This is a genomic window from Clostridium malenominatum, assembly GCF_039521365.1.
Classification (GTDB): domain Bacteria; phylum Bacillota; class Clostridia; order Clostridiales; family Clostridiaceae; genus Clostridium_AW; species Clostridium_AW malenominatum.
Window position 1 is genome coordinate 1 of sequence record NZ_BAAACF010000001.1, and the last position, 19,320, is coordinate 19,320.

Genomic DNA, 19,320 nt, shown 5'->3' on the forward strand with positions numbered 1-19,320 from the left:
TTACAACTATAGTTGAATAATATTAATTATAGTTTTAATGAATGTTAAAAATAAAAAAGAAGAGTGAAATCACTCTTCTTTTTTATCCAATAATGCATTATAATGTATATTATTTAATCAATATAACAAAATAGACCAAATGAAAAACAGTATTAAAAAACACTTGTCAAATTAAAAGAAATATTGTATAATATAGAAGTTGTAATGTAATAACAGCGATGAGGCAAGAGGTTGCCGGGCTTCCGGGTCATTCTTAGCTGAGTTAGCGAGGTCTTGAACCAAGCGACGGTTATTCTGATTTGTGCTGTTTTGGGTTAAAATATGCAACACCCGGAGCAGTTTACAGAATACATCCGCTGTTGTGCGTAAGAAGTAAGCGTGCAAGAAAAAGGAGGGAAATTTAAATGGCAAAACAAAAAATAAGAATAAGACTAAAAGCATTTGATCACACAATATTAGATCAATCTGCTGAAAAAATCGTAGAAACTGCTAAGGCCACTGGAGCGAAAGTAGCTGGACCAGTTCCACTACCAACAGAAAAAGATATTATTACAATATTAAGAGCTCCACATAAATACAAAGACTCAAGAGAACAGTTTGAAATAAGAACACATAAAAGACTAATCGATATAATTAGTCCAACACCAAAAACTGTTGATTCATTAATGAGATTGGATTTACCAGCAGGAGTAGACATTGAAATAAAATTATAGTGTAATAGAGTGCCTATTACAAACTATTATGACCGCAATTGTGGTCCGCTAATTAGTTGAGGAGGTGTAGTAATGAAGAAAGCAATAATAGGTAAAAAACTTGGTATGACTCAAATATTCGATGAGAATAACAGAGTTGTTCCAGTAACGGTAATTGAAGCAGGTCCATGCGTAGTTGTTCAAAAGAAAACTACAGAGAAGGATGGATATGAAGCAATACAGGTTGGGTTTGGAGCTATAAAAGAAAAATTAGTTAACAAACCAAGAAAAGGACATTTTGCTAAAGCAGGTGTTGAATTCAAAAGAGTATTAAAGGAATTTAAACTTGAAAACTCAAATGAATACGAAGTAGGTCAAGAAATAAAGGCAGATGTTTTTAATGCAGGAGAAAAGGTTGATGTATCTGGGGTATCTAAAGGTAAGGGATTCCAGGGTACAATCAAGAGATGGAATGCTCACAGAGGACCAATGTCTCACGGATCAAAGTTCCACAGATCAGTTGGTTCCATGGGGGGATCTTCAGACCCATCAAGAACATTTAAAAACAAGAAAATGCCAGGACATATGGGAAATGTAAATACAACTGTTCTAAATTTAGAAGTTGCAAAAATCATTCCTGAAAAGAATTTAATATTAATAAAAGGTGGAGTACCAGGACCAAACAAAGGTTTAGTGGTAATCAGAAATACAGTTAAAGCGTAAATTTCTGTGGAAAGGAGGATACAGGATGCCTACAATAGGATTATTTAATAAAGAAGGACAAAAAGTTGGAGATATACAACTTTCAGAAAACGTATTTGGTGTTGAGGTTAATGAATTTGCTCTACATCAAGTAGTTGTAGCTCAATTAGCTAATAAGAGACAAGGAACACAATCAGCTAAAACTAGAGCTGAAGTTTCCGGTGGTGGAATAAAACCATGGAGACAGAAAGGAACTGGTAGAGCTAGACAGGGTTCAACAAGATCACCACAATGGATACATGGTGGTATTGTGTTTGCACCAAAGCCAAGAGATTACAGAGTTTCTGTTCCGAAATCAATGAGAAGAGTTGCTATGAAATCAGCTCTTACATCAAAAGTTCAAGATAATGAAATGATAGTATTAGAGAGTCTTGAATTAGAAGCACCAAAAACTAAAGAAATGGTTAAAATGTTAGCAGCATTTAATGCTGGAAAAACATTAATTGTTACAGCAGAATCAAATGAAAATATATATAAATCAGCAAGAAATATACAGGGAGTGGAAGTATTACCTGTAAACAACTTAAACGTTTATGATATATTAAAGTATGAAAAGTTCATTGTAACTAAGGATGCTGTATCAAAAATTGAGGAGGTGTATGCATAATGAAGCTAACTAGTTATGATATTATAAGAAGACCAGTTATAACAGAAAAAAGTATGGCTTTTATGGGCGACAAAAAATACACCTTTATAGTTGATAAACATGCGAATAAATCTCAAATAAAGAGAGCTATAGAAGAAGTATTTGGTGTAGAAGTTGAAGAAGTTAAAACAGCTAACTACTTAGGAAAAGAAAAAAGAGTTGGCGTTCACTTTGGAAAAAGACCAAATTATAAAAAAGCAGTTGTTAAATTAACTGAAAAGAGCAAGGGAATTGAATTCTTTGAAGGAATGTAATAATTGTTTTAATTAAAGCGCATTATTGGCCAATGGTCAGAGAAGCTAAGTGAGGAGGTAAAACAATGGCTGTAAAAGGTTTTAGACCTACCACACCTGCTAGAAGACAGATGACAGTGAACACGTTTGAAGAAATTACAACAAGTTCACCAGAAAAATCACTTTTAGTAGCATTGAAAAATAGTGGTGGAAGAAACAATCAAGGTAAAATTACAGTACGTCATAGAGGTGGCGGAGCTAAGAGAAAATATAGAATAATCGATTTTAAGAGAGATAAAGATTCTATACCAGCAAAGGTATCAACAATTGAATACGATCCAAACAGAACAGCATTTATAGCTTTAGTTACATATGCTGATGGAGAAAAGAGATATATAATTGCTCCAGACGGATTAAAAGTTGGAGATACAATAGTATCAGGACCAGAAGCAGATATTAAAGTTGGAAACTGCTTACCATTAAAGAATATGCCAGTAGGTACATTCGTGCACAATATTGAGTTATCAAAAGGTAAAGGTGCACAATTAGTTAGATCAGCAGGAAGTTCAGCTCAGTTAATGGCTAAGGAAGGAAATTATGCTACATTAAGACTTCCAAGCGGTGAAATGAGATATGTGAGAATAGAATGCAAAGCTACAATAGGAACAGTTTCAAACTTAACACACGAAATAATGAATATAGGTAAAGCTGGAAGAAAGAGACACATGGGATTCAGACCTACAGTTAGAGGTTCCGTAATGAACCCAGTTGATCACCCACATGGTGGTGGAGAAGGTAGAACTCCAATTGGTCGTCCAGGTCCACTTACTCCATGGGGTAAACCAGCACTTGGATTAAAGACTAGAAAGACTAAGAAATACTCTGATAGATTAATAATTAAGAGAAGAGATAAATAATTTGAAGAGAATATTTACTATTCTCTTCAAAAGTTGTTAAAAAGGTTAACGAAGGGAGGCCAATTAAGTGAGTAGATCCGTAAAAAAAGGACCTTTCGTACATGAAGGGCTTTTAAAGAAAATTAATGAAATGAATAAAAATGGCGAAAAGAAAGTTATAAAGACTTGGTCAAGAAGTTCAACGATATTCCCACAAATGATAGGCCACACAGTTGCTGTTCATGATGGAAGAAAGCATGTTCCAGTTTATGTAACTGAAGACATGGTTGGACACAAGTTTGGAGAATTTGTTCTAACTAGAACTTATAAAGGTCACGTAGATAAGACAGAAAAGTCATCCAAGGTAAGATAGGAGCAGGAAGGAGGTAAAAATCAATGCAGGCTAAAGCAATAGCTAAGTATGTGAGAATGTCCTCAACAAAGATAGGAATAGTTCTTGATTTAGTAAGAGGTAAAAATGTTAATGAGGCCTTTGCAATATTACAGTATACACCGAAAGATGCAGCTGTAGTAATAAATAAAGTGTTAAAATCAGCAGTAGCAAATGCCGAAAATAATTTAAACTTGGATCTAAACAAACTATATGTTTCTGAAGCATTTGTAGGTGAGGGTCCAATATTAAAGAGATTTAGACCACACGCTCAAGGAAGAGCTTTCAGAATAAAGAAAAGAACTAGTCATATAACTCTTGTTGTTAAGGAAAGAGCTTAATAGAAAAAGGAGGGAAATAGATGGGACAGAAAGTACATCCACACGGGTTAAGAGTTGGAGTAATTAAAGAATGGGATTCTAAATGGTATGCTGGAAAGAAAAATTTCGCTGACTATTTAGTTGAAGATAACTCAGTAAGAGAATTTATAAAGAATAAAGCTTACTCAGCTGGTATTTCAAAAATAGAAATTGAAAGAGCTGCTAAAAGAGTAAAGTTAAATATATACACTGCTAAACCAGGAATGTTAATTGGAAAAGGCGGAGCAGGAATAGAACAATTAAAATCTGAAGTTCAGAAATTAATTAAAGATGACAAAAATATTTTAATCAACATAGTAGAAGTTAAAGCACCAGAAACTAATGCTCAGTTAATGGCAGAAAGTATAGCTCAACAATTAGAAAAGAGAATTTCATTTAGAAGAGCTATGAAACAAACAATCCAAAGAGCAATGAAAGCTGGAGTTAAAGGAGTTAAGACTGCTTGTGCAGGAAGACTTGGAGGAGCTGATATTGCTAGAACAGAACATTATCATGAAGGAACAATTCCTCTACAGACATTAAGAGCTGATATAGACTATGGATTTGCAGAAGCAGATACAACATACGGAAAAATTGGTGTTAAGGTATGGGTATATAGAGGTGAAGTTCTTCCAGTTAAGAAAGAAATAAAGAAAGAAGTTAATGCATAAATAGGTTAATGCATAAGGAAGGAGGAATATGACATGTTAATGCCTAAGAGAGTTAAACATCGTAAGGTACAGCGTGGTAGAATGAAAGGTAAAGCTACAAGAGGTAACTTTATTGCATATGGTGATTTCGCAATTCAAGCTACAGAATGTGGTTGGATCACAAGCAATCAAATAGAGTCTGCCAGAATAGCTATCAATAGATATATTAAAAGAGGTGGAAAACTTTGGATAAAGATTTTCCCAGATAAACCTGTTACAGAAAAACCTGCTGAAACACGTATGGGTTCCGGTAAAGGATCACCAGAATACTGGGTAGCAGTTGTTAAACCAGGAAGAATATTATTCGAATTAACAGGTGTTGATGAAAAAGTTGCAAGAGAAGCTATGAGACTTGCTTCACATAAGCTTCCAGTAAGCACTAAGTTCGTCACAAGATCAGATTTTGAAGAAATGGGTGGTGAGATTAATGAAGGCTAGAGAATTAAAAGAATTAAGAAGCAGTAATCCTCAAGATTTACTAGTTAAGCTAAATGACCTTAAGGGTGAATTATTTAACCTTAGATTTCAATTAGCTACTGGTCAATTAGAAAACCCAATGAGAATAAGAGAAGTAAAAAAATCTATAGCCCAGATTAAGACCATCCTTAGAGAAGAAGAACTAAGGAACTTTGAGCAATAATTCTGAAAGGAGGCTTGTCCTGTGGAAAGAGCAAATAGAAAAACAAGAGTTGGTAGAGTTGTTTCAGATAAAATGGAAAAGACTGTAGTTGTAGCAGTAGAAACAAAAGTACGTCACCCATTATATGGAAAAACTATGAATAAAACAACTAAATTCAAGGCTCATGATGAAAATAATGAAGCTAAGATTGATGATAAAGTTTTAATTATGGAAACAAGACCATTATCTAAGGATAAGAGATGGAGAATAGTAGAAATAATTGAAAAAGCTAAATAGTTTATAAAGCTGAAAGGAGGAATTCAAATGATTCAGCAGCAAACTTTATTAAGAGTTGCAGATAATTCTGGTGCGAAGGAAATAATGTGTATAAGAGTACTTGGTGGTTCAAATAGAAGATATGGAAACATCGGAGATATAATAGTTGCTAGCGTTAAAAGTGCAACACCTGGCGGTGTTGTTAAAAAAGGAGACGTAATAAAGGCTGTTATTGTAAGATCAAGAAAAGGTGTTAGAAGAGTAGACGGATCTTACATTAAATTCGATGAAAACGCAGCTGTTATAATAAAAGATGATAAACAGCCAAAAGGAACACGTATCTTTGGACCTGTTGCTAGGGAGCTAAGAGATAAAGAATTTACTAAAATATTATCACTTGCACCTGAAGTTCTATAAGATAGGGAGGTGGCTTAAATGACAAATAACATTCATGTTAAGAAAAATGATACAGTTATGGTTATATCCGGTAAGGATAAGGGAAAAATAGGTGAAGTTTTAAGCGTATTCCCTAAAAATGGTAAGGTGTTAGTGAAGAGTGTAAACATGGTTACTAAACACCAAAAACCAAACAAAGAAAATATGCAGGGTGGAATTATACACAAAGAAGCACCTATATTTAGTTCTAAAGTTATGTTGTACTGTACAAAATGTAAGTCAGTAACTAGAATAAGTAATAAAATATTAAATGATGGAACAAAAGTAAGAGTTTGTAAAAAGTGCGGAGAAACATTCTAATCTTGAAAGGAGGTTCACTTAATGATTCCAAGATTACAGGAAAGATATGAAAAAGAAGTAATTCCAGCTTTAGTAGAAAAGTTTGGATATAAAAATATAATGGAAGTTCCAAAGCTTGAAAAAATAGTTATCAACATGGGTGTTGGTGAAGCGAAGGAAAATCCTAAAACATTAGAAGCAGCAGTAAGCGATTTATCAATAATAGCAGGTCAAAAGCCTATATTAACAAGAGCTAAAAAATCAATAGCTAACTTTAAATTAAGAGAAAATATGCCTATTGGTTGTAAAGTTACTTTAAGAAAGAAAAAAATGTATGAATTTGCAGATAAATTAATGAATATAGCGTTACCTAGAGTTAGAGATTTTAGAGGAATTTCTGATAAATCTTTTGATGGTAGAGGAAACTATTCATTAGGAATTAAAGAGCAACTTATATTCCCTGAAATAGAGTACGATAAGATAGACAAATTAAGAGGTATGGATATAATATTTGTTACTACTGCAAAGACAGATGAGGAAGCTAGGGAGCTACTAAGATTCCTAGGAATGCCATTTGCTCAATAATAAGGAGGGAAGATTGTGGCACGTAAAGCTTTAATTGAAAAGTGGATGAAAGAACCTAAATATAAAACTAGAGCTTATACTAGATGTAGAATATGTGGAAGACCACATGCTGTACTAAGAAAGTTTGGTGTATGCCGTATTTGTTTTAGAGAACTTGCATATAAAGGTCAAATACCTGGATGTAAAAAAGCAAGTTGGTAATTGTTATACGAAAGGAGGCACATTAATATGGTAATGACTGACCCAATCGCAGATTTACTAACACGTATCAGAAATGCTAATGTTGTTAGACATGAAGTAGTTGAGATACCTTCTTCAAATATAAAGAAGGCTATTGCGAATATAATGTTAAATGAAGGATATATAAAAGAAGTTGAGGAATATAACGACGGTTCAGTTCCAATGCTTAAGATAACTATGAAATATGGTCACAATAAAGAAAGAGTTATTACTGGTCTAAAAAGAATATCAAAGCCAGGTTTAAGAGTGTATTGCAGAAACGAAGAAATTCCTAAAGTGTTAAATGGATTAGGAGTTGCTGTTATTTCTACATCAAAAGGAATAATAACAGATAGAGAAGCAAGAAACCTAACAGTTGGTGGAGAAGTACTTTGCTATATCTGGTAATGAATGAACAGGAGGTGTAAATATGTCAAGAATAGGAAGACTTCCAATAGCTATACCAAATGGTGTAACTGTAACTGTAACTCCAGAGAATGTTGTTTCAGTTAAAGGACCAAAAGGTCAGCTTACAAAAGCTATGCATCCTGCTATTAATATAGCTATTGAGAACAATTCAATAGTTGTAACAAGAGCAAATGATGAAAAACAAAATAGAGCTCTTCATGGATTAACAAGAGCTTTAGTTAATAATATGGTTATAGGAGTAACTGAAGGATATAAGAAAACTCTAGAATTAGTAGGGGTTGGCTATAGAGCACAGTTACAAGGAAAGAAATTAGCATTAAGTCTTGGATTCTCACATCCAGTTGAAATAGAAGCAGTTGAAGGAATAGATTTTCAATTAGAAGGAAATAGTAAAATAATAGTTTCCGGTATCGATAAAGAATTAGTTGGAGATGTAGCTGCTGATATAAGAACTTGGAGAAAACCAGAACCTTACAAAGGAAAAGGAATTAAGTACGATAACGAAGTTGTTAGACGTAAAGAAGGTAAGACTGGTAAGAAATAAAATTAGAAAGGAGTGAGTATCTATGTTCAAAAAAGAAAACAGAAACGAATCTAGAGTTAAACGTCATTTAAGAGTTCGTAAAAAAGTATCAGGAACTCCTGAAATGCCAAGACTCTCAGTATTTAGAAGTGAAAAGAATATATATGCACAAATAATAGATGATACTAAAGGCATAACTTTAGTTGCTGCTTCAAGCTTAGATAAAGAATTAGAAGCTGTAGGAAGCAATAAAGAAGGCGCTAAATTAGTTGGAGAATTTATTGCTAAGAAGGCAATTGAAAAAGGAATAAGCAAAGTTGTCTTTGATAGAGGTGGATACATTTATCACGGAAGAGTAAAGGAACTTGCTGAAGGTGCAAGAGAAGCAGGCTTGCAGTTCTAAAAAGAGGGAGGGAAATAAATGAGAATAGATCCTAGCACTTTAGATTTAAAGGAAAAAGTGGTTTTTATAAATAGAGTTGCTAAGGTTGTTAAAGGTGGTAGAAACTTCAGATTCAGTGCACTAGTTGTAGTTGGTGATGAAAATGGCCACGTAGGTGTTGGAATTGGTAAGTCAATAGAAATACCTGAAGCAATCAGAAAAGGCATAGAAGACGCAAGAAAAAATCTAGTTGAAGTTCCAATAGTTGGAACAACAGTACCACATGACATTAAAGGAGAATTTGGAACAGGAAGTGTTCTTATAATGACTGCTAACGAAGGTACAGGAGTTATAGCTGGAGGTCCAGTTAGAGCGGTTCTTGAATTAGCTGGATTAAAAGACGTAAGAGCTAAATCTTTAGGTTCTAACAACGCAAGAAATATGGTTAACGCTACAATTAACGGTTTATCCAGACTTAGAACAGTTGAGCAAATTGCTAAGTTAAGAGGAAAAACCGTTGAAGAGATTTTAGGTTAGGAGGGATTGCCTTGGCTAAACTTAAAATAACTTTAAAAAAGAGCTTGATTGGCAGAAGAAAAGATCACATTGCTACAGTTAATGCTCTTGGACTAAAGAAAATTGGTAAGTTTATTGAACAAAATGATACTCCTCAAATCAGAGGTATGATAAGTAAAGTAAATTATCTTTTAGAAGTAGAAGAATTACAATAAAAGAGGAGGTGCAAGTATGAAACTTCATGAATTAAGACCAGCTGAAGGAGCTAGAAAGTCTCCTAAAAGACTAGGTAGAGGAACAGGATCAGGTATTGGTAAGACATCTGGTAAAGGTCAAAAAGGTCAAACTTCTAGATCAGGTGGTGGAGTGAGACCAGGATTTGAAGGCGGACAGATGCCATTATACAGAAGAATACCAAAAAGAGGGTTTACTAATATATTTGCGAAAAGATATGAAGTTATTAATGTAGATACATTAAATATGTTTGAAAATGGAACAGTTGTTACTCCAGAATTATTAATCGATAACGGTATAATAAGCAAAGTTTATGATGGAGTTAAAATATTAGGAAACGGCGAACTTGAAAAGAATCTAACAGTTAAAGCTACAAAGTTTTCTAAAACAGCAGCTGAAAAGATTGAAGCAGCTGGAGGAAAAGTTGAGGTGATATAAGGTGATATCAACCCTACGTAATGCTTGGAAAATTCCTGAACTAAAGAAGAGAATATTATTTACATTCTTTATGCTTATTCTTTATAGAATGGGTAACTTCATATTAGTTCCAGGAATCCACCAAGAGCAACTAAAAGCTCTTACACAAACTGGAGGCTTATTCAGCGTTTATGATTTGTTATCTGGTGGTGCTTTCAGTAATTTCAGTATATTTGCAATGGGTGTAGTCCCATACATTAACTCATCGATTATATTTCAACTTCTTACTATAGCGATTCCGGCTTTAGAGCAATTATCTAAAGAAGGTGAAGAAGGTAGGAAGAAGATACAAGAATACACTAGGTATGGAGCTATAGTTTTTGGAGTTGTTCAAGGACTTAGTACATACGCTATTATTTCTAGAGCTGGTGCACTAGAAGATGGCTCAAAGTTTAATATGTTTTTAATCATATTAACTTTAGTTACAGCATCTACATTTTTAATGTGGTTTGGAGATAAAATTACAGAACGAGGAATAGGAAATGGTACCTCTCTTATAATATTTGTAAATATTATATCAAGGTTTCCAACTACTATTTATCAAGTAGCAGCACTTCAGAAAGCTGAAGAAGTAAATTTTGTTCAAGTAATTATGTTGTTAGCTGCGGTAATTATATTATTTTTAGCCACTGTAGTTGTGAGTCTAGCTGAAAGAAGAATACCAGTTCAATATGCTGGTAAAACTATCAATGGAAGAGTATATAGGGGACAGTCAACACATATACCAATAAATATTGCTTCATCAGCAGTAATAGCTATAATATTTGCTATGTCTGTTATGGCATTTCCGATGACAATAAGTCAATTTTGGCCAGAGTCAAAGGCCTTTATGTTTATAACTACTAACAAATTTAGTCCTTTTAAAGAAGGAAGTTGGTTATATATGTTATTGTTTTCCTTATTAATACTATTCTTTACATGGTTTTATACAGAGGTTACTATGAAGCCAGAAGAAATGGCGGAAAATATGAATAAATCCTCAGGGTTTATTCCAGGAATTAGACCAGGAGAGCCTACAGCAAATTATATTTCCAAGGTTTTAAATAGAACGTCCTTTATGGGAGGAGTATTTGCAGCAATAATTGCGGTTGTTCCTATTATTGTAGCAGCTAAAAGTCCATTCAGTGGCATTCATTTTGGAGGTACTAGTTTGATGATTATGGTTAGTGCATCCTTAGAATCATTAAGACAAATAGAGTCTCAGTTGGTTATGAGGCATTATCAAGGATTCTTAAAATAAATATATTGTTGGAGATGGTATAGTTGAAAATAATATTACTAGGTCCTCCCGGAGCGGGAAAAGGGACACAGGCTAAGTTAATTAGTCATAAATATTCCATACCACATATATCAACCGGAGATATATTTAGAAAAAATATATCAGAACAAACGCCTCTTGGAATAAAAGCAAAAAGCTATATGGATAAGGGGCAGTTAGTTCCAGATGAATTAACAAATGAAATTGTTTTTGATAGATTACAAAATGATGATTGTAAAAATGGTTTTTTACTTGACGGATTTCCTAGAACAGTATTTCAAGCTGAAGAATTAGATAGATTTTTACAAGGAGAAGATACTAAAATCAACAAAGCTTTATTAATTGAAGTTCCACAAGAATTCATTCTTGATAGAATGACTGGTAGAAGAATGTGCAAAGATTGTGGAGCAAGTTATCATGTAAAGTTTAACTCTCCTAAAGTTGAAGGTGTATGTGATTTGTGCGGTGGAGAATTAACTCAAAGGAAAGATGATAAAGAAGAAACAGTTAAAGAAAGATTGGAAGTATACTCTAATCAAACTGCGCCATTAGTAGAATATTATGCTACACAAGGGAATTTAGCTAAGGTAGATGGAACTCTTGAAATAGAAGAGGTGTTCCAAAACCTTTGTGATATCCTAGGGAGCGATATATAAATGATAATATTGAAAAACAATATTGAAATTGAATACATGAGACAGGCAGGTAAAGTTGTAGCAGAAACACTTGCAAAACTTGAAGAGGCAGTAAAACCAGGAATAAGTACTGCTGAATTGGATAGAATAGCAGAAGAACTTATTGTAAAAAGAGGTGCTAAACCATCTTTTAAAGGTTATTATGGCTTTCCAGCCTCCATATGCTCATCTATAAACAATGTGGTTGTTCATGGCATCCCTTCAAAGGATGCAATTCTCCAAGAAGGAGATATTATAAGTATCGATTGTGGAGCTATGTTAAATGGATATCATGGAGATGCAGCAAGAACTTTTCCAGTTGGGAAAGTATCTAAAGAGGCTGAGAGATTGATTAGTGTAACTAAAGATAGTTTTTTCAAAGGTGTTGAGAAAGCTATAGTTGGTAATAGACTTACAGACATTTCTTTTGCAATACAGCAGTATGTTGAAAGCTTTGGCTATTCTGTTGTTAGAGACTACGTTGGTCATGGTATCGGAAGAGAGATGCATGAGGACCCGGAGGTTCCTAATTTTGGTAGGGCTGGAAGAGGCCCTAGATTAATGAATGGAATTATATTGGCTATAGAACCAATGGTCAATATAGGTGATTATCATGTTGATGTGAAGCTTGATGGATGGACAGTTGTAACTGTAGATAATAGCTTGTCAGCTCATTATGAGAACACAGTTGCAATTTTAAATAATGGTCCTGAAATATTAACATTAATTCAATAGAGGTGAAAAGTTTGGAAGATAAGGGCCAAATAGGTACTGTAGTCTACTCTAAAGCAGGAAGAGATAAAGATAAGTTATTCATAGTTATAGACGTATTAGATGAACAGTATGTTTATATTGCTGATGGAACTTTAAGGTTGATAGAAAAACCTAAGAAAAAGAAAATAAGACATCTAGCTTTTACTAATACAAAATCTGATGAAGTGAAAAATTTATTAATATCAGGCGAAAAAGTTAGCAATTCAATGATTAGAAAAATTTTACAGTCTCACGACGTGAATAAGGAGGTTTGAGACCTTATGTCAAAAGAAGACGTTATAGAAATGCAAGGAACTGTGTTAGATGCTTTACCTAATGCTATGTTTGAAGTAGAATTAGAAAGTGGGCATAAAATATTAGCACACATTTCAGGAAAACTTAGAATGAATTTTATTAGAATCTTACCAGGTGATAAAGTTACTGTGGAACTTTCTCCATACGATTTAACTCGTGGAAGAATAACTTGGAGAGCAAAGTAATAAGGAGGGTTAGCTATGAAAGTAAGACCATCAGTTAAACCTATATGCGAAAAATGTAAAGTCATAAGAAGAAAAGGAAGAGTAATGGTTATTTGCGAAAATCCAAAGCATAAGCAAAAACAAGGTTAATAATGTTTTAGGTACGGCTGACGTTAGGGAGGCTATTCCCTAATGACCTAAGGCTTTTTATATATAACAAAATCTATTTAAGATAGTAGTACTTAATATTTACCAGGAGGTGTAATAATTAATGGCAAGAATATCTGGTGTTGACCTACCAAAAGAAAAAAGAATTGAAATAGGTCTAACATATATATTTGGTATAGGACTACCAACTTCACATAAAATTCTTAAAGAAACAGGAGTTAATCCTGATACAAGAGTTAGAGACTTATCTGAAGACGAAGTAAATGCTTTAAGAGATTATATAAATAAGAACGTAAGAGTTGAAGGTGACTTAAAGAGAGAAATTGCTCTTGACATAAAGAGATTAGTTGAAATCGGATGTTATAGAGGAATTAGACATAGAAGAGGCCTTCCAGTTAGAGGTCAAAGAACAAAAACTAATGCGAGAACAAGAAAAGGACCAAAGAAATTAGTTTCAGGTAAAAAGAAGAAGTAGAAAATACTGAGTTAAGGAGGGAAAGGAATGGCAGCAGCAAAAGTTAAAAAGACAAGAAGAAGAAAAGAAAGAAAAAATGTTGAACACGGCTGTGCACATATAAAATCAACTTTTAACAATTCAATTGTTACATTAACTGATGCCGTTGGTAATGCACTATCATGGGCAAGTGCTGGCGGATTAGGATTTAGAGGTTCAAGAAAAAGTACTCCATTTGCAGCTCAAATGGCAGCTGAAACAGCAGCAAAAGCAGCTATGGAACACGGTTTAAAAAGCATAGAAGTTTATGTTAAAGGTCCTGGAGCAGGTAGGGAAGCAGCAATAAGATCACTACAGGCAGCAGGATTAGAAGTAACTTTAATAAAAGATGTTACACCAATCCCACATAACGGTTGTAGACCGCCAAAAAGAAGAAGAGTGTAATCTTATTGCAATAGGAGGTGGAATAATAAATGGCAAGATACACTGGAGCAAGTTGTAGACTTTGCAGAAGAGAAGGATTAAAACTATTCCTAAAAGGGGATAGATGTTATACGGATAAATGTGCATTCGCTAGAAGAGGGTATGCACCAGGACAACACGGACAAAGTAGAAAGAAGCTTTCTAACTACGGAGTTCAGTTAAGAGAAAAGCAAAAAGCTAAAAGAATTTATGGAATGTTAGAAGGCCAATTTAGAACTTACTATGAAAAGGCTGACAAGAAGAGAGGAATAACAGGGGAAAACTTGTTAAAGCTTCTTGAAATGAGACTTGATAACGTAGTATTTAGACTAGGATACGGTAACTCAAGAAAAGAATCAAGACAGTTAGTAACTCATGGTCATTTCTTAGTAAATGGTCAAAAAGTTGATATACCATCATATATACTATCAGTAAATGATGTTATAACTGTTTCAGAAAAGAGCAGAGCAAGCGAAAAATTCAAAGTTTTTGCTGAAAATCCAAGAACATTACCAAAATGGATATCAGGAAATGTAGAAAGCTTTGAAGGAAAAGTTATAAGCGAACCTGCTAGAGAAGATATTGATGTTCCTGTAAATGAAACATTAATCGTTGAGTTATACAGCAAATAATAAGATATATCTTAAGAATCAGTTGCCCTCATATAAGTTTGGTATATTAAATAGAAGGAGGGTTTGTTAAATGTTAGAAATAGAAAAGCCCAAAATAGAGTGTATTGAGATGGCTGAAGACGGATTTTATGGTAAGTTCGTTGTTGAACCTTTAGAGAGAGGATACGGAACAACTTTAGGTAATGCTTTAAGAAGAATACTTCTTTCTTCATTACCAGGAGTTGCTGTAAACTCAATAAGGGTTGAAAATGTATTACATGAGTTTACAACTGTTAAGGGTGTAAAAGAAGATGTTACTGAATTAATATTAAATATTAAACAATTAGCATTAAAAATGTCAGGGGAAGGTCCTAAGACAATTTTTATTGATGCTAAGGGTCCTGGAAAAGTAACAGCAAGTGATATTCAAACTGATGGAGATGTTGAAGTTATTAGCAAAGATTTGCATATAGCTACATTAGATGATGATGGAAAACTATATATGGAGCTAATTGTCAATAGAGGCAGAGGTTATGTATCACAAAATAGAAATAAAGCAGAGGGTATGCCAATAGGAACAATCCCTGTGGATTCTATATACACACCAGTAAAGAGAGTAAATTTTAGTGTTGAAAATACAAGAGTAGGCCAAATAACGGATTATGATAAATTAACAATGGAAGTATGGACTAATGGTACTATTATGCCAGACGAAGCTATTAGTTTATCAGCTAAGATATTAATAGAACACTTTAAATTATTCATGAGCTTAACTGAACATGTTAATAATGTAGAAATTATGGTAGAAAAAGAAGAAGATAAAAAAGAAAAAGTTCTTGAAATGACTATTGAAGAGCTTGATCTTTCAGTTAGAAGTTATAATTGCTTAAAAAGAGCAGGAATTAATACTGTTCAAGAATTAACTGAAAGAACTATAGATGATATGATGAAGGTTAGAAATTTAGGTAAAAAATCCTTAGAAGAAGTTGAACAAAAACTTGAAGCTTTAGGATTAGGTCTAAAACAATCTGATGAGTAATCATATAATGTAACGTAAGGAGGTATAGAGATGGCAGGATATCGTAAGTTAGGTCGTCCAACTGACCAAAGAAGAGCAATGCTTAGAAATTTAGTTACTAGTTTCTTAAAACACGGTAAAATTGAAACAACTGCTACAAGAGCAAAAGAAACTAGAAATTTAGCTGAAAAGATGATAACTCTTGGAAAAAGAGGAGATCTTCATGCTAGAAGACAAGTACTTGGATTTGTAACTGAAGAAGAAGTAGTTAAAAACTTATTTGAAAATATAGCTCCTAAATACGCTGAAAGAAACGGCGGATATACTAGAATGTATAAAGTAGGTCCAAGAAGAGGCGATGGAGCAGAAGTAGTTATACTAGAATTAGTGTAATATTTTAGGGGATTAAGTATAAAATAGGCTTAGTCCCCGTTTTAATATGGTGTAGCCATTATGAGGTGTTTAAATGGATGACAAAATGATTGAATGTAGAAACGTAGTATATAAATACGAGGATACAGTTGGTAACACTTTTAAGTTGGCAGTAGACAATGTTTCAATTGAAGTAAAAAAAGGTGAATTTGTTGTTATATTAGGAAGAAATGGTTCAGGCAAGTCTACTATAGCCAAACATATGAATGCACTATTGCTACCTTCTGAAGGAGAAGTTTTTATAAACGGAATAAATACTTCTATACCCGAAAATGTTTGGGATATAAGGAAGAGTGCAGGAATGGTATTTCAAAATCCAGACAATCAAATAGTTGCTACTATAGTTGAAGAAGATGTTGCTTTTGGACCAGAAAACTTAGGAATAGACCCCGATGAAATAAGAAAAAGAGTAAATGACTCTTTAAAAAGAGTAAACATGTATGATTATAGAAAACATGCACCTCACTTATTATCTGGAGGTCAAAAACAAAGGGTTGCTATAGCAGGTGTGTTGGCAATGATGCCTAAGTGCATTATATTCGATGAGCCAACAGCAATGCTTGACCCATCTGGTAGAAAAGAAGTAGTTAAAACAATAAAAGATTTAAATAAAAATTATGGTATAACCATAGTTCTCATAACACACTACATGGAAGAGGCTGTTGAAGCTGATAGAATTGTAGTAATGGATTCAGGAAAGATTATTTCTCAAGGATCGCCTAAAGAAATATTTAGTGATGTAAAAACTATGAAGAATATAGGATTAGATGTACCTCAAGTAACAGAGTTAGCTTATGAACTTCAAAAAGAAGGATTTAAATTGAATTCTGATATATTAACTATAGATGAGATGGTGAATGCATTATGTCAATTAAAATAGAAAACTTAACGCATATTTATATGCAGGGTACACCTTTTGAAAAAAAGGCATTGGACAATGTATCTATAGAAATAAATGAAGGAGAATTTGTAGCTTTAATAGGACATACAGGTTCCGGGAAATCTACACTTATACAACATATCAATGGATTATTAAAACCTAATTCAGGAAAAATCTTAATTGATGGATTAAATATTACTAGTAAGGAAGTAAAACTAAGTTCTATAAGGAAAATGGTAGGATTAGTATTTCAATATCCAGAATATCAACTTTTTGAAGAAACTATCGAAAAAGATATTGCTTTTGGACCTAAAAATTTAGGTTTAAAGGATAATGAAATCACAGATAGAATTAAAAGAGCTATGAAAATAGTTGGATTAGACTATGATGAATACAAAGATAAATCTCCTTTTGAACTTAGTGGAGGACAAAAAAGAAGAGTAGCTATAGCTGGAGTAGTAGCTATGGAACCTAAAATACTTATATTAGATGAACCTACTGCAGGACTTGATCCTAAGGGTAGAGATGATATTTTATGTAATATAGCTAATTTACATAAGGAATATAATATGACAGTTATTTTAGTTTCTCATAGTATGGAAGATGTGGCTAAGCTAGCAGATAGAATATTAGTAATGCATAAAGGAAAGTGTATATTAGATGGTAAGCCTTCAGTTATATTCAATGAGATAGATACTTTAGAAAATGTAGGATTGGCAGTTCCTCAGGTCACATATTTAGCTAGAAAGCTAAAAGAAAAAGGATTTAATATATCAGAAGAAATTTTTACTATTAATCAGGCTAAAAAAGAGTTACTTAGTATATTTAAGACTAAAATTTAAGGGTAATCGTTAGGAGAGCAAATATGATTAAGGATATAACATTAGGACAATACATTCCTGGTGAATCTTTTATACATAAACTGGATCCGAGAACGAAGATATTAATATCTTTAATATTTATTATAAATCTATTTATTGTCAATAACTTTAAAGGATATATATTTATTTTATTATTTACTTTATCATCAATAGCAATTTCAAAGATACCATTTAAATTTATATACAAAGGGTTAAAACCTATATTTGCCCTTATCATAATAACAGCTTTATTAAATGTTTTTATGACTAGTGGTGGAAATGAAATTTTTAAGTGGAAGTTTATTACTATATATGAAGAAGGATTAAAATTAGCAGGGTTTATGATAATTAGGTTGATACTATTAATTATAGGAACCTCATTATTGACTCTAACTACTTCTCCAATAGAATTAACAGACGGCATAGAGAAACTTTTAAATCCACTAAAAAAAATTGGTGTTCCAGCTCATGAATTGGCTATGATGATGACTATAGCCTTAAGATTTATTCCAACATTAATGGATGAAACTGATAAAATTATGAAGGCTCAAATGGCAAGGGGAGCTGATTTTGAATCTGGCAATATACTTCAAAGAGCAAAAAGTCTAATTCCCTTATTAGTACCTTTATTTATTAGTTCTTTTAGAAGGGCAGATGAGCTTGCTATGGCAATGGAGGCAAGGTGTTATAAAGGTGGCGAGGGTAGGACTAGAATGAAGCAACTAAAGCTTACATTTAGAGACCTTATTGCAATTTTAACAATAATATTATTGATTGCTTTATCTATTTGGAGTAGATTCTAATGGTTAAAAATATAAAGTTAATTATTGAATATGATGGAACAAATTATTCAGGTTGGCAAAGTCAAAAAGGGCGATTTAGAACTTTGCAGGAAACTATTGAAAATATTATTAAGGAAATAACTGAAGAAGATATTGAATTAATAGGATGTAGCAGAACTGATGCTGGAGTTCATGCTAAAGGATTTGTAGCGAATTTTTTAACTAATAGCAGAATTCCAGGAGATAAGTTTAAATATGCAATAAATAGTAGATTACCTGAGGACATAATAATAGTAAATTCAGATGAAGTAGACTTAGAATTTCATTCTAGGTATAGCTGTATAAGCAAAAGATATATATATAAGATATTAAATACAGAGTGGCCATCCCCTATAAATAGATATTATACTTATCATGTTCAGAAGAAATTAAATGTACTTGATATGAATGAAGCAGCTAGATATTTTCAAGGAACGCATGATTTTAGTTCTTTTAAGAATATTGGAAGTAGCGTTAAAACCTCAGTTAGGACTATTATTGAGTCTAAAGTATATATGGATGATGAAATGATATGCTTCAGTATCACTGGAAATGGATTTCTATATAATATGGTTAGAATAATCACAGGGACACTTATAGAAGTAGGTATGGGTAAAAGAAAGCCCGAAGATATGAGCGTTATTTTAAGTGCTAAGGATAGAAATATGGCTGGAAAATCCGTACCACCAACAGGTTTATATTTAGATAGAGTTTTTTACTAAAAAAGTTTAAATTTGTTGACACACCAGGCCGATTGTATTATAAT

The 19,320-nt window shown here is 33.0% G+C and carries 36 protein-coding genes; all 36 read left to right on the top strand.

Annotation, left to right across the window (positions count from 1 at the left end):
• Nucleotides 1-404 precede the first annotated feature (404 nt).
• The 36 genes from rpsJ to truA all read left to right on the top strand — a co-directional run bounded on the left by rpsJ (nt 405) and on the right by truA (nt 19,276).
• Entirely contained in the window at nt 405-713 is a 309-nt protein-coding gene (gene rpsJ, locus ABDZ69_RS00005; protein ID WP_343765033.1) for a 30S ribosomal protein S10, read from the top strand.
• Nucleotides 714-785: 72 nt separating this feature from the next.
• A complete protein-coding gene (gene rplC, locus ABDZ69_RS00010) occupies nt 786-1,415 on the top strand; it encodes a 50S ribosomal protein L3 (RefSeq protein ID WP_343765035.1) in 630 nt (209 codons plus the stop codon).
• 25 nt (nt 1,416-1,440) lie between these two features.
• Nucleotides 1,441-2,061, top strand: a complete 621-nt coding sequence (gene rplD / locus ABDZ69_RS00015; RefSeq protein ID WP_343765038.1) for a 50S ribosomal protein L4 — start codon at nt 1,441-1,443, stop codon at nt 2,059-2,061.
• Complete coding sequence (gene rplW, locus ABDZ69_RS00020; protein WP_343765041.1) at nt 2,061-2,354, top strand: 50S ribosomal protein L23; 294 nt, start codon at nt 2,061-2,063, stop codon at nt 2,352-2,354. The genes rplD and rplW overlap by 1 nt, the downstream gene beginning before the upstream one ends.
• 65 nt (nt 2,355-2,419) lie before the next feature.
• Nucleotides 2,420-3,250, top strand: coding sequence for a 50S ribosomal protein L2 (rplB, locus tag ABDZ69_RS00025; protein WP_343765044.1), 831 nt, complete (start codon nt 2,420-2,422; stop codon nt 3,248-3,250).
• Nucleotides 3,251-3,317: 67 nt separating this feature from the next.
• A complete protein-coding gene (gene rpsS, locus ABDZ69_RS00030) occupies nt 3,318-3,602 on the top strand; it encodes a 30S ribosomal protein S19 (protein WP_343765047.1) in 285 nt (94 codons plus the stop codon).
• A 23-nt stretch (nt 3,603-3,625) separates the two neighbouring features.
• Complete coding sequence (rplV, locus tag ABDZ69_RS00035) at nt 3,626-3,961, top strand: 50S ribosomal protein L22 (protein ID WP_343765050.1); 336 nt, start codon at nt 3,626-3,628, stop codon at nt 3,959-3,961.
• 20 nt (nt 3,962-3,981) lie between these two features.
• The gene (rpsC, locus tag ABDZ69_RS00040; protein WP_343765053.1) at nt 3,982-4,650 is read left to right on the top strand and encodes a 30S ribosomal protein S3; all 669 of its coding nucleotides are present in this window, start codon (nt 3,982-3,984) and stop codon (nt 4,648-4,650) included.
• A gap of 33 nt (nt 4,651-4,683) precedes the next feature.
• On the top strand, nt 4,684-5,127 hold the full coding sequence (gene rplP, locus ABDZ69_RS00045; RefSeq protein ID WP_343765056.1) for a 50S ribosomal protein L16: 444 nt from the start codon (nt 4,684-4,686) through the stop codon (nt 5,125-5,127).
• Entirely contained in the window at nt 5,117-5,329 is a 213-nt protein-coding gene (gene rpmC, locus ABDZ69_RS00050; RefSeq protein WP_343765059.1) for a 50S ribosomal protein L29, read from the top strand. Before rplP ends, rpmC begins: the two co-directional genes overlap by 11 nt.
• 21 nt (nt 5,330-5,350) lie before the next feature.
• A complete protein-coding gene (rpsQ, locus tag ABDZ69_RS00055) occupies nt 5,351-5,605 on the top strand; it encodes a 30S ribosomal protein S17 (RefSeq protein ID WP_343765061.1) in 255 nt (84 codons plus the stop codon).
• Between the two features lie 27 nt (nt 5,606-5,632).
• Nucleotides 5,633-6,001: a 50S ribosomal protein L14 gene (gene rplN / locus ABDZ69_RS00060; protein WP_343765063.1), complete on the top strand. Its 369-nt coding sequence runs from the start codon at nt 5,633-5,635 to the stop codon at nt 5,999-6,001.
• 18 nt (nt 6,002-6,019) lie between these two features.
• On the top strand, nt 6,020-6,340 hold the full coding sequence (rplX, locus tag ABDZ69_RS00065; RefSeq protein WP_343765065.1) for a 50S ribosomal protein L24: 321 nt from the start codon (nt 6,020-6,022) through the stop codon (nt 6,338-6,340).
• 21 nt (nt 6,341-6,361) lie between these two features.
• Nucleotides 6,362-6,904: a 50S ribosomal protein L5 gene (gene rplE / locus ABDZ69_RS00070; RefSeq protein ID WP_343765067.1), complete on the top strand. Its 543-nt coding sequence runs from the start codon at nt 6,362-6,364 to the stop codon at nt 6,902-6,904.
• 15 nt (nt 6,905-6,919) lie between these two features.
• Entirely contained in the window at nt 6,920-7,105 is a 186-nt protein-coding gene (locus ABDZ69_RS00075) for a type Z 30S ribosomal protein S14 (protein WP_343765069.1), read from the top strand.
• 27 nt (nt 7,106-7,132) lie between these two features.
• The gene (gene rpsH, locus ABDZ69_RS00080; protein ID WP_343765073.1) at nt 7,133-7,531 is read left to right on the top strand and encodes a 30S ribosomal protein S8; all 399 of its coding nucleotides are present in this window, start codon (nt 7,133-7,135) and stop codon (nt 7,529-7,531) included.
• 22 nt (nt 7,532-7,553) lie between these two features.
• Nucleotides 7,554-8,096 (top strand): 50S ribosomal protein L6, encoded by a 543-nt coding sequence (gene rplF / locus ABDZ69_RS00085; protein WP_343765076.1) that lies wholly within the window; start codon nt 7,554-7,556, stop codon nt 8,094-8,096.
• Nucleotides 8,097-8,118: 22 nt separating this feature from the next.
• The gene (rplR, locus tag ABDZ69_RS00090; protein ID WP_343765078.1) at nt 8,119-8,478 is read left to right on the top strand and encodes a 50S ribosomal protein L18; all 360 of its coding nucleotides are present in this window, start codon (nt 8,119-8,121) and stop codon (nt 8,476-8,478) included.
• A gap of 18 nt (nt 8,479-8,496) precedes the next feature.
• On the top strand, nt 8,497-8,994 hold the full coding sequence (gene rpsE / locus ABDZ69_RS00095; protein WP_343765082.1) for a 30S ribosomal protein S5: 498 nt from the start codon (nt 8,497-8,499) through the stop codon (nt 8,992-8,994).
• Nucleotides 8,995-9,005: 11 nt separating this feature from the next.
• Nucleotides 9,006-9,188 (top strand): 50S ribosomal protein L30, encoded by a 183-nt coding sequence (rpmD, locus tag ABDZ69_RS00100; RefSeq protein ID WP_343765085.1) that lies wholly within the window; start codon nt 9,006-9,008, stop codon nt 9,186-9,188.
• A 16-nt stretch (nt 9,189-9,204) separates the two neighbouring features.
• Nucleotides 9,205-9,645 (top strand): 50S ribosomal protein L15, encoded by a 441-nt coding sequence (gene rplO, locus ABDZ69_RS00105; protein WP_343765088.1) that lies wholly within the window; start codon nt 9,205-9,207, stop codon nt 9,643-9,645.
• A gap of 1 nt (nt 9,646) precedes the next feature.
• The gene (secY, locus tag ABDZ69_RS00110) at nt 9,647-10,924 is read left to right on the top strand and encodes a preprotein translocase subunit SecY (RefSeq protein WP_343765090.1); all 1,278 of its coding nucleotides are present in this window, start codon (nt 9,647-9,649) and stop codon (nt 10,922-10,924) included.
• 23 nt (nt 10,925-10,947) lie between these two features.
• Nucleotides 10,948-11,598 (top strand): adenylate kinase, encoded by a 651-nt coding sequence (locus tag ABDZ69_RS00115; RefSeq protein WP_343765092.1) that lies wholly within the window; start codon nt 10,948-10,950, stop codon nt 11,596-11,598.
• Entirely contained in the window at nt 11,599-12,351 is a 753-nt protein-coding gene (gene map, locus ABDZ69_RS00120; protein ID WP_343765094.1) for a type I methionyl aminopeptidase, read from the top strand.
• 11 nt (nt 12,352-12,362) lie between these two features.
• Nucleotides 12,363-12,644 carry a KOW domain-containing RNA-binding protein gene (locus ABDZ69_RS00125; protein WP_343765096.1) on the top strand — a complete coding sequence of 94 codons (282 nt, stop codon included), beginning with the start codon at nt 12,363-12,365 and terminating at the stop codon, nt 12,642-12,644.
• Between the two features lie 6 nt (nt 12,645-12,650).
• A complete protein-coding gene (infA, locus tag ABDZ69_RS00130) occupies nt 12,651-12,869 on the top strand; it encodes a translation initiation factor IF-1 (protein WP_343765098.1) in 219 nt (72 codons plus the stop codon).
• A gap of 15 nt (nt 12,870-12,884) precedes the next feature.
• The gene (gene rpmJ / locus ABDZ69_RS00135; protein WP_039312872.1) at nt 12,885-12,998 is read left to right on the top strand and encodes a 50S ribosomal protein L36; all 114 of its coding nucleotides are present in this window, start codon (nt 12,885-12,887) and stop codon (nt 12,996-12,998) included.
• 121 nt (nt 12,999-13,119) lie between these two features.
• The gene (rpsM, locus tag ABDZ69_RS00140; protein ID WP_343765122.1) at nt 13,120-13,491 is read left to right on the top strand and encodes a 30S ribosomal protein S13; all 372 of its coding nucleotides are present in this window, start codon (nt 13,120-13,122) and stop codon (nt 13,489-13,491) included.
• A gap of 27 nt (nt 13,492-13,518) precedes the next feature.
• Nucleotides 13,519-13,914: a 30S ribosomal protein S11 gene (gene rpsK / locus ABDZ69_RS00145; RefSeq protein ID WP_343765125.1), complete on the top strand. Its 396-nt coding sequence runs from the start codon at nt 13,519-13,521 to the stop codon at nt 13,912-13,914.
• Nucleotides 13,915-13,943: 29 nt separating this feature from the next.
• Nucleotides 13,944-14,564, top strand: a complete 621-nt coding sequence (gene rpsD / locus ABDZ69_RS00150; protein ID WP_343765128.1) for a 30S ribosomal protein S4 — start codon at nt 13,944-13,946, stop codon at nt 14,562-14,564.
• A 70-nt stretch (nt 14,565-14,634) separates the two neighbouring features.
• A complete protein-coding gene (locus ABDZ69_RS00155; protein ID WP_343765131.1) occupies nt 14,635-15,582 on the top strand; it encodes a DNA-directed RNA polymerase subunit alpha in 948 nt (315 codons plus the stop codon).
• A 30-nt stretch (nt 15,583-15,612) separates the two neighbouring features.
• Nucleotides 15,613-15,954, top strand: a complete 342-nt coding sequence (rplQ, locus tag ABDZ69_RS00160) for a 50S ribosomal protein L17 (protein WP_343765134.1) — start codon at nt 15,613-15,615, stop codon at nt 15,952-15,954.
• Nucleotides 15,955-16,027: 73 nt separating this feature from the next.
• Nucleotides 16,028-16,873 carry an energy-coupling factor transporter ATPase gene (locus ABDZ69_RS00165; protein WP_343765137.1) on the top strand — a complete coding sequence of 282 codons (846 nt, stop codon included), beginning with the start codon at nt 16,028-16,030 and terminating at the stop codon, nt 16,871-16,873.
• Nucleotides 16,858-17,715, top strand: coding sequence for an energy-coupling factor transporter ATPase (locus ABDZ69_RS00170; RefSeq protein ID WP_343765139.1), 858 nt, complete (start codon nt 16,858-16,860; stop codon nt 17,713-17,715). The genes ABDZ69_RS00165 and ABDZ69_RS00170 overlap by 16 nt, the downstream gene beginning before the upstream one ends.
• Before the next feature lie 23 nt (nt 17,716-17,738).
• Nucleotides 17,739-18,536 carry an energy-coupling factor transporter transmembrane component T family protein gene (locus ABDZ69_RS00175; RefSeq protein ID WP_343765142.1) on the top strand — a complete coding sequence of 266 codons (798 nt, stop codon included), beginning with the start codon at nt 17,739-17,741 and terminating at the stop codon, nt 18,534-18,536.
• Nucleotides 18,536-19,276 carry a tRNA pseudouridine(38-40) synthase TruA gene (gene truA, locus ABDZ69_RS00180; protein ID WP_343765145.1) on the top strand — a complete coding sequence of 247 codons (741 nt, stop codon included), beginning with the start codon at nt 18,536-18,538 and terminating at the stop codon, nt 19,274-19,276. The genes ABDZ69_RS00175 and truA overlap by 1 nt, the downstream gene beginning before the upstream one ends.
• Nucleotides 19,277-19,320 lie beyond the last annotated feature (44 nt).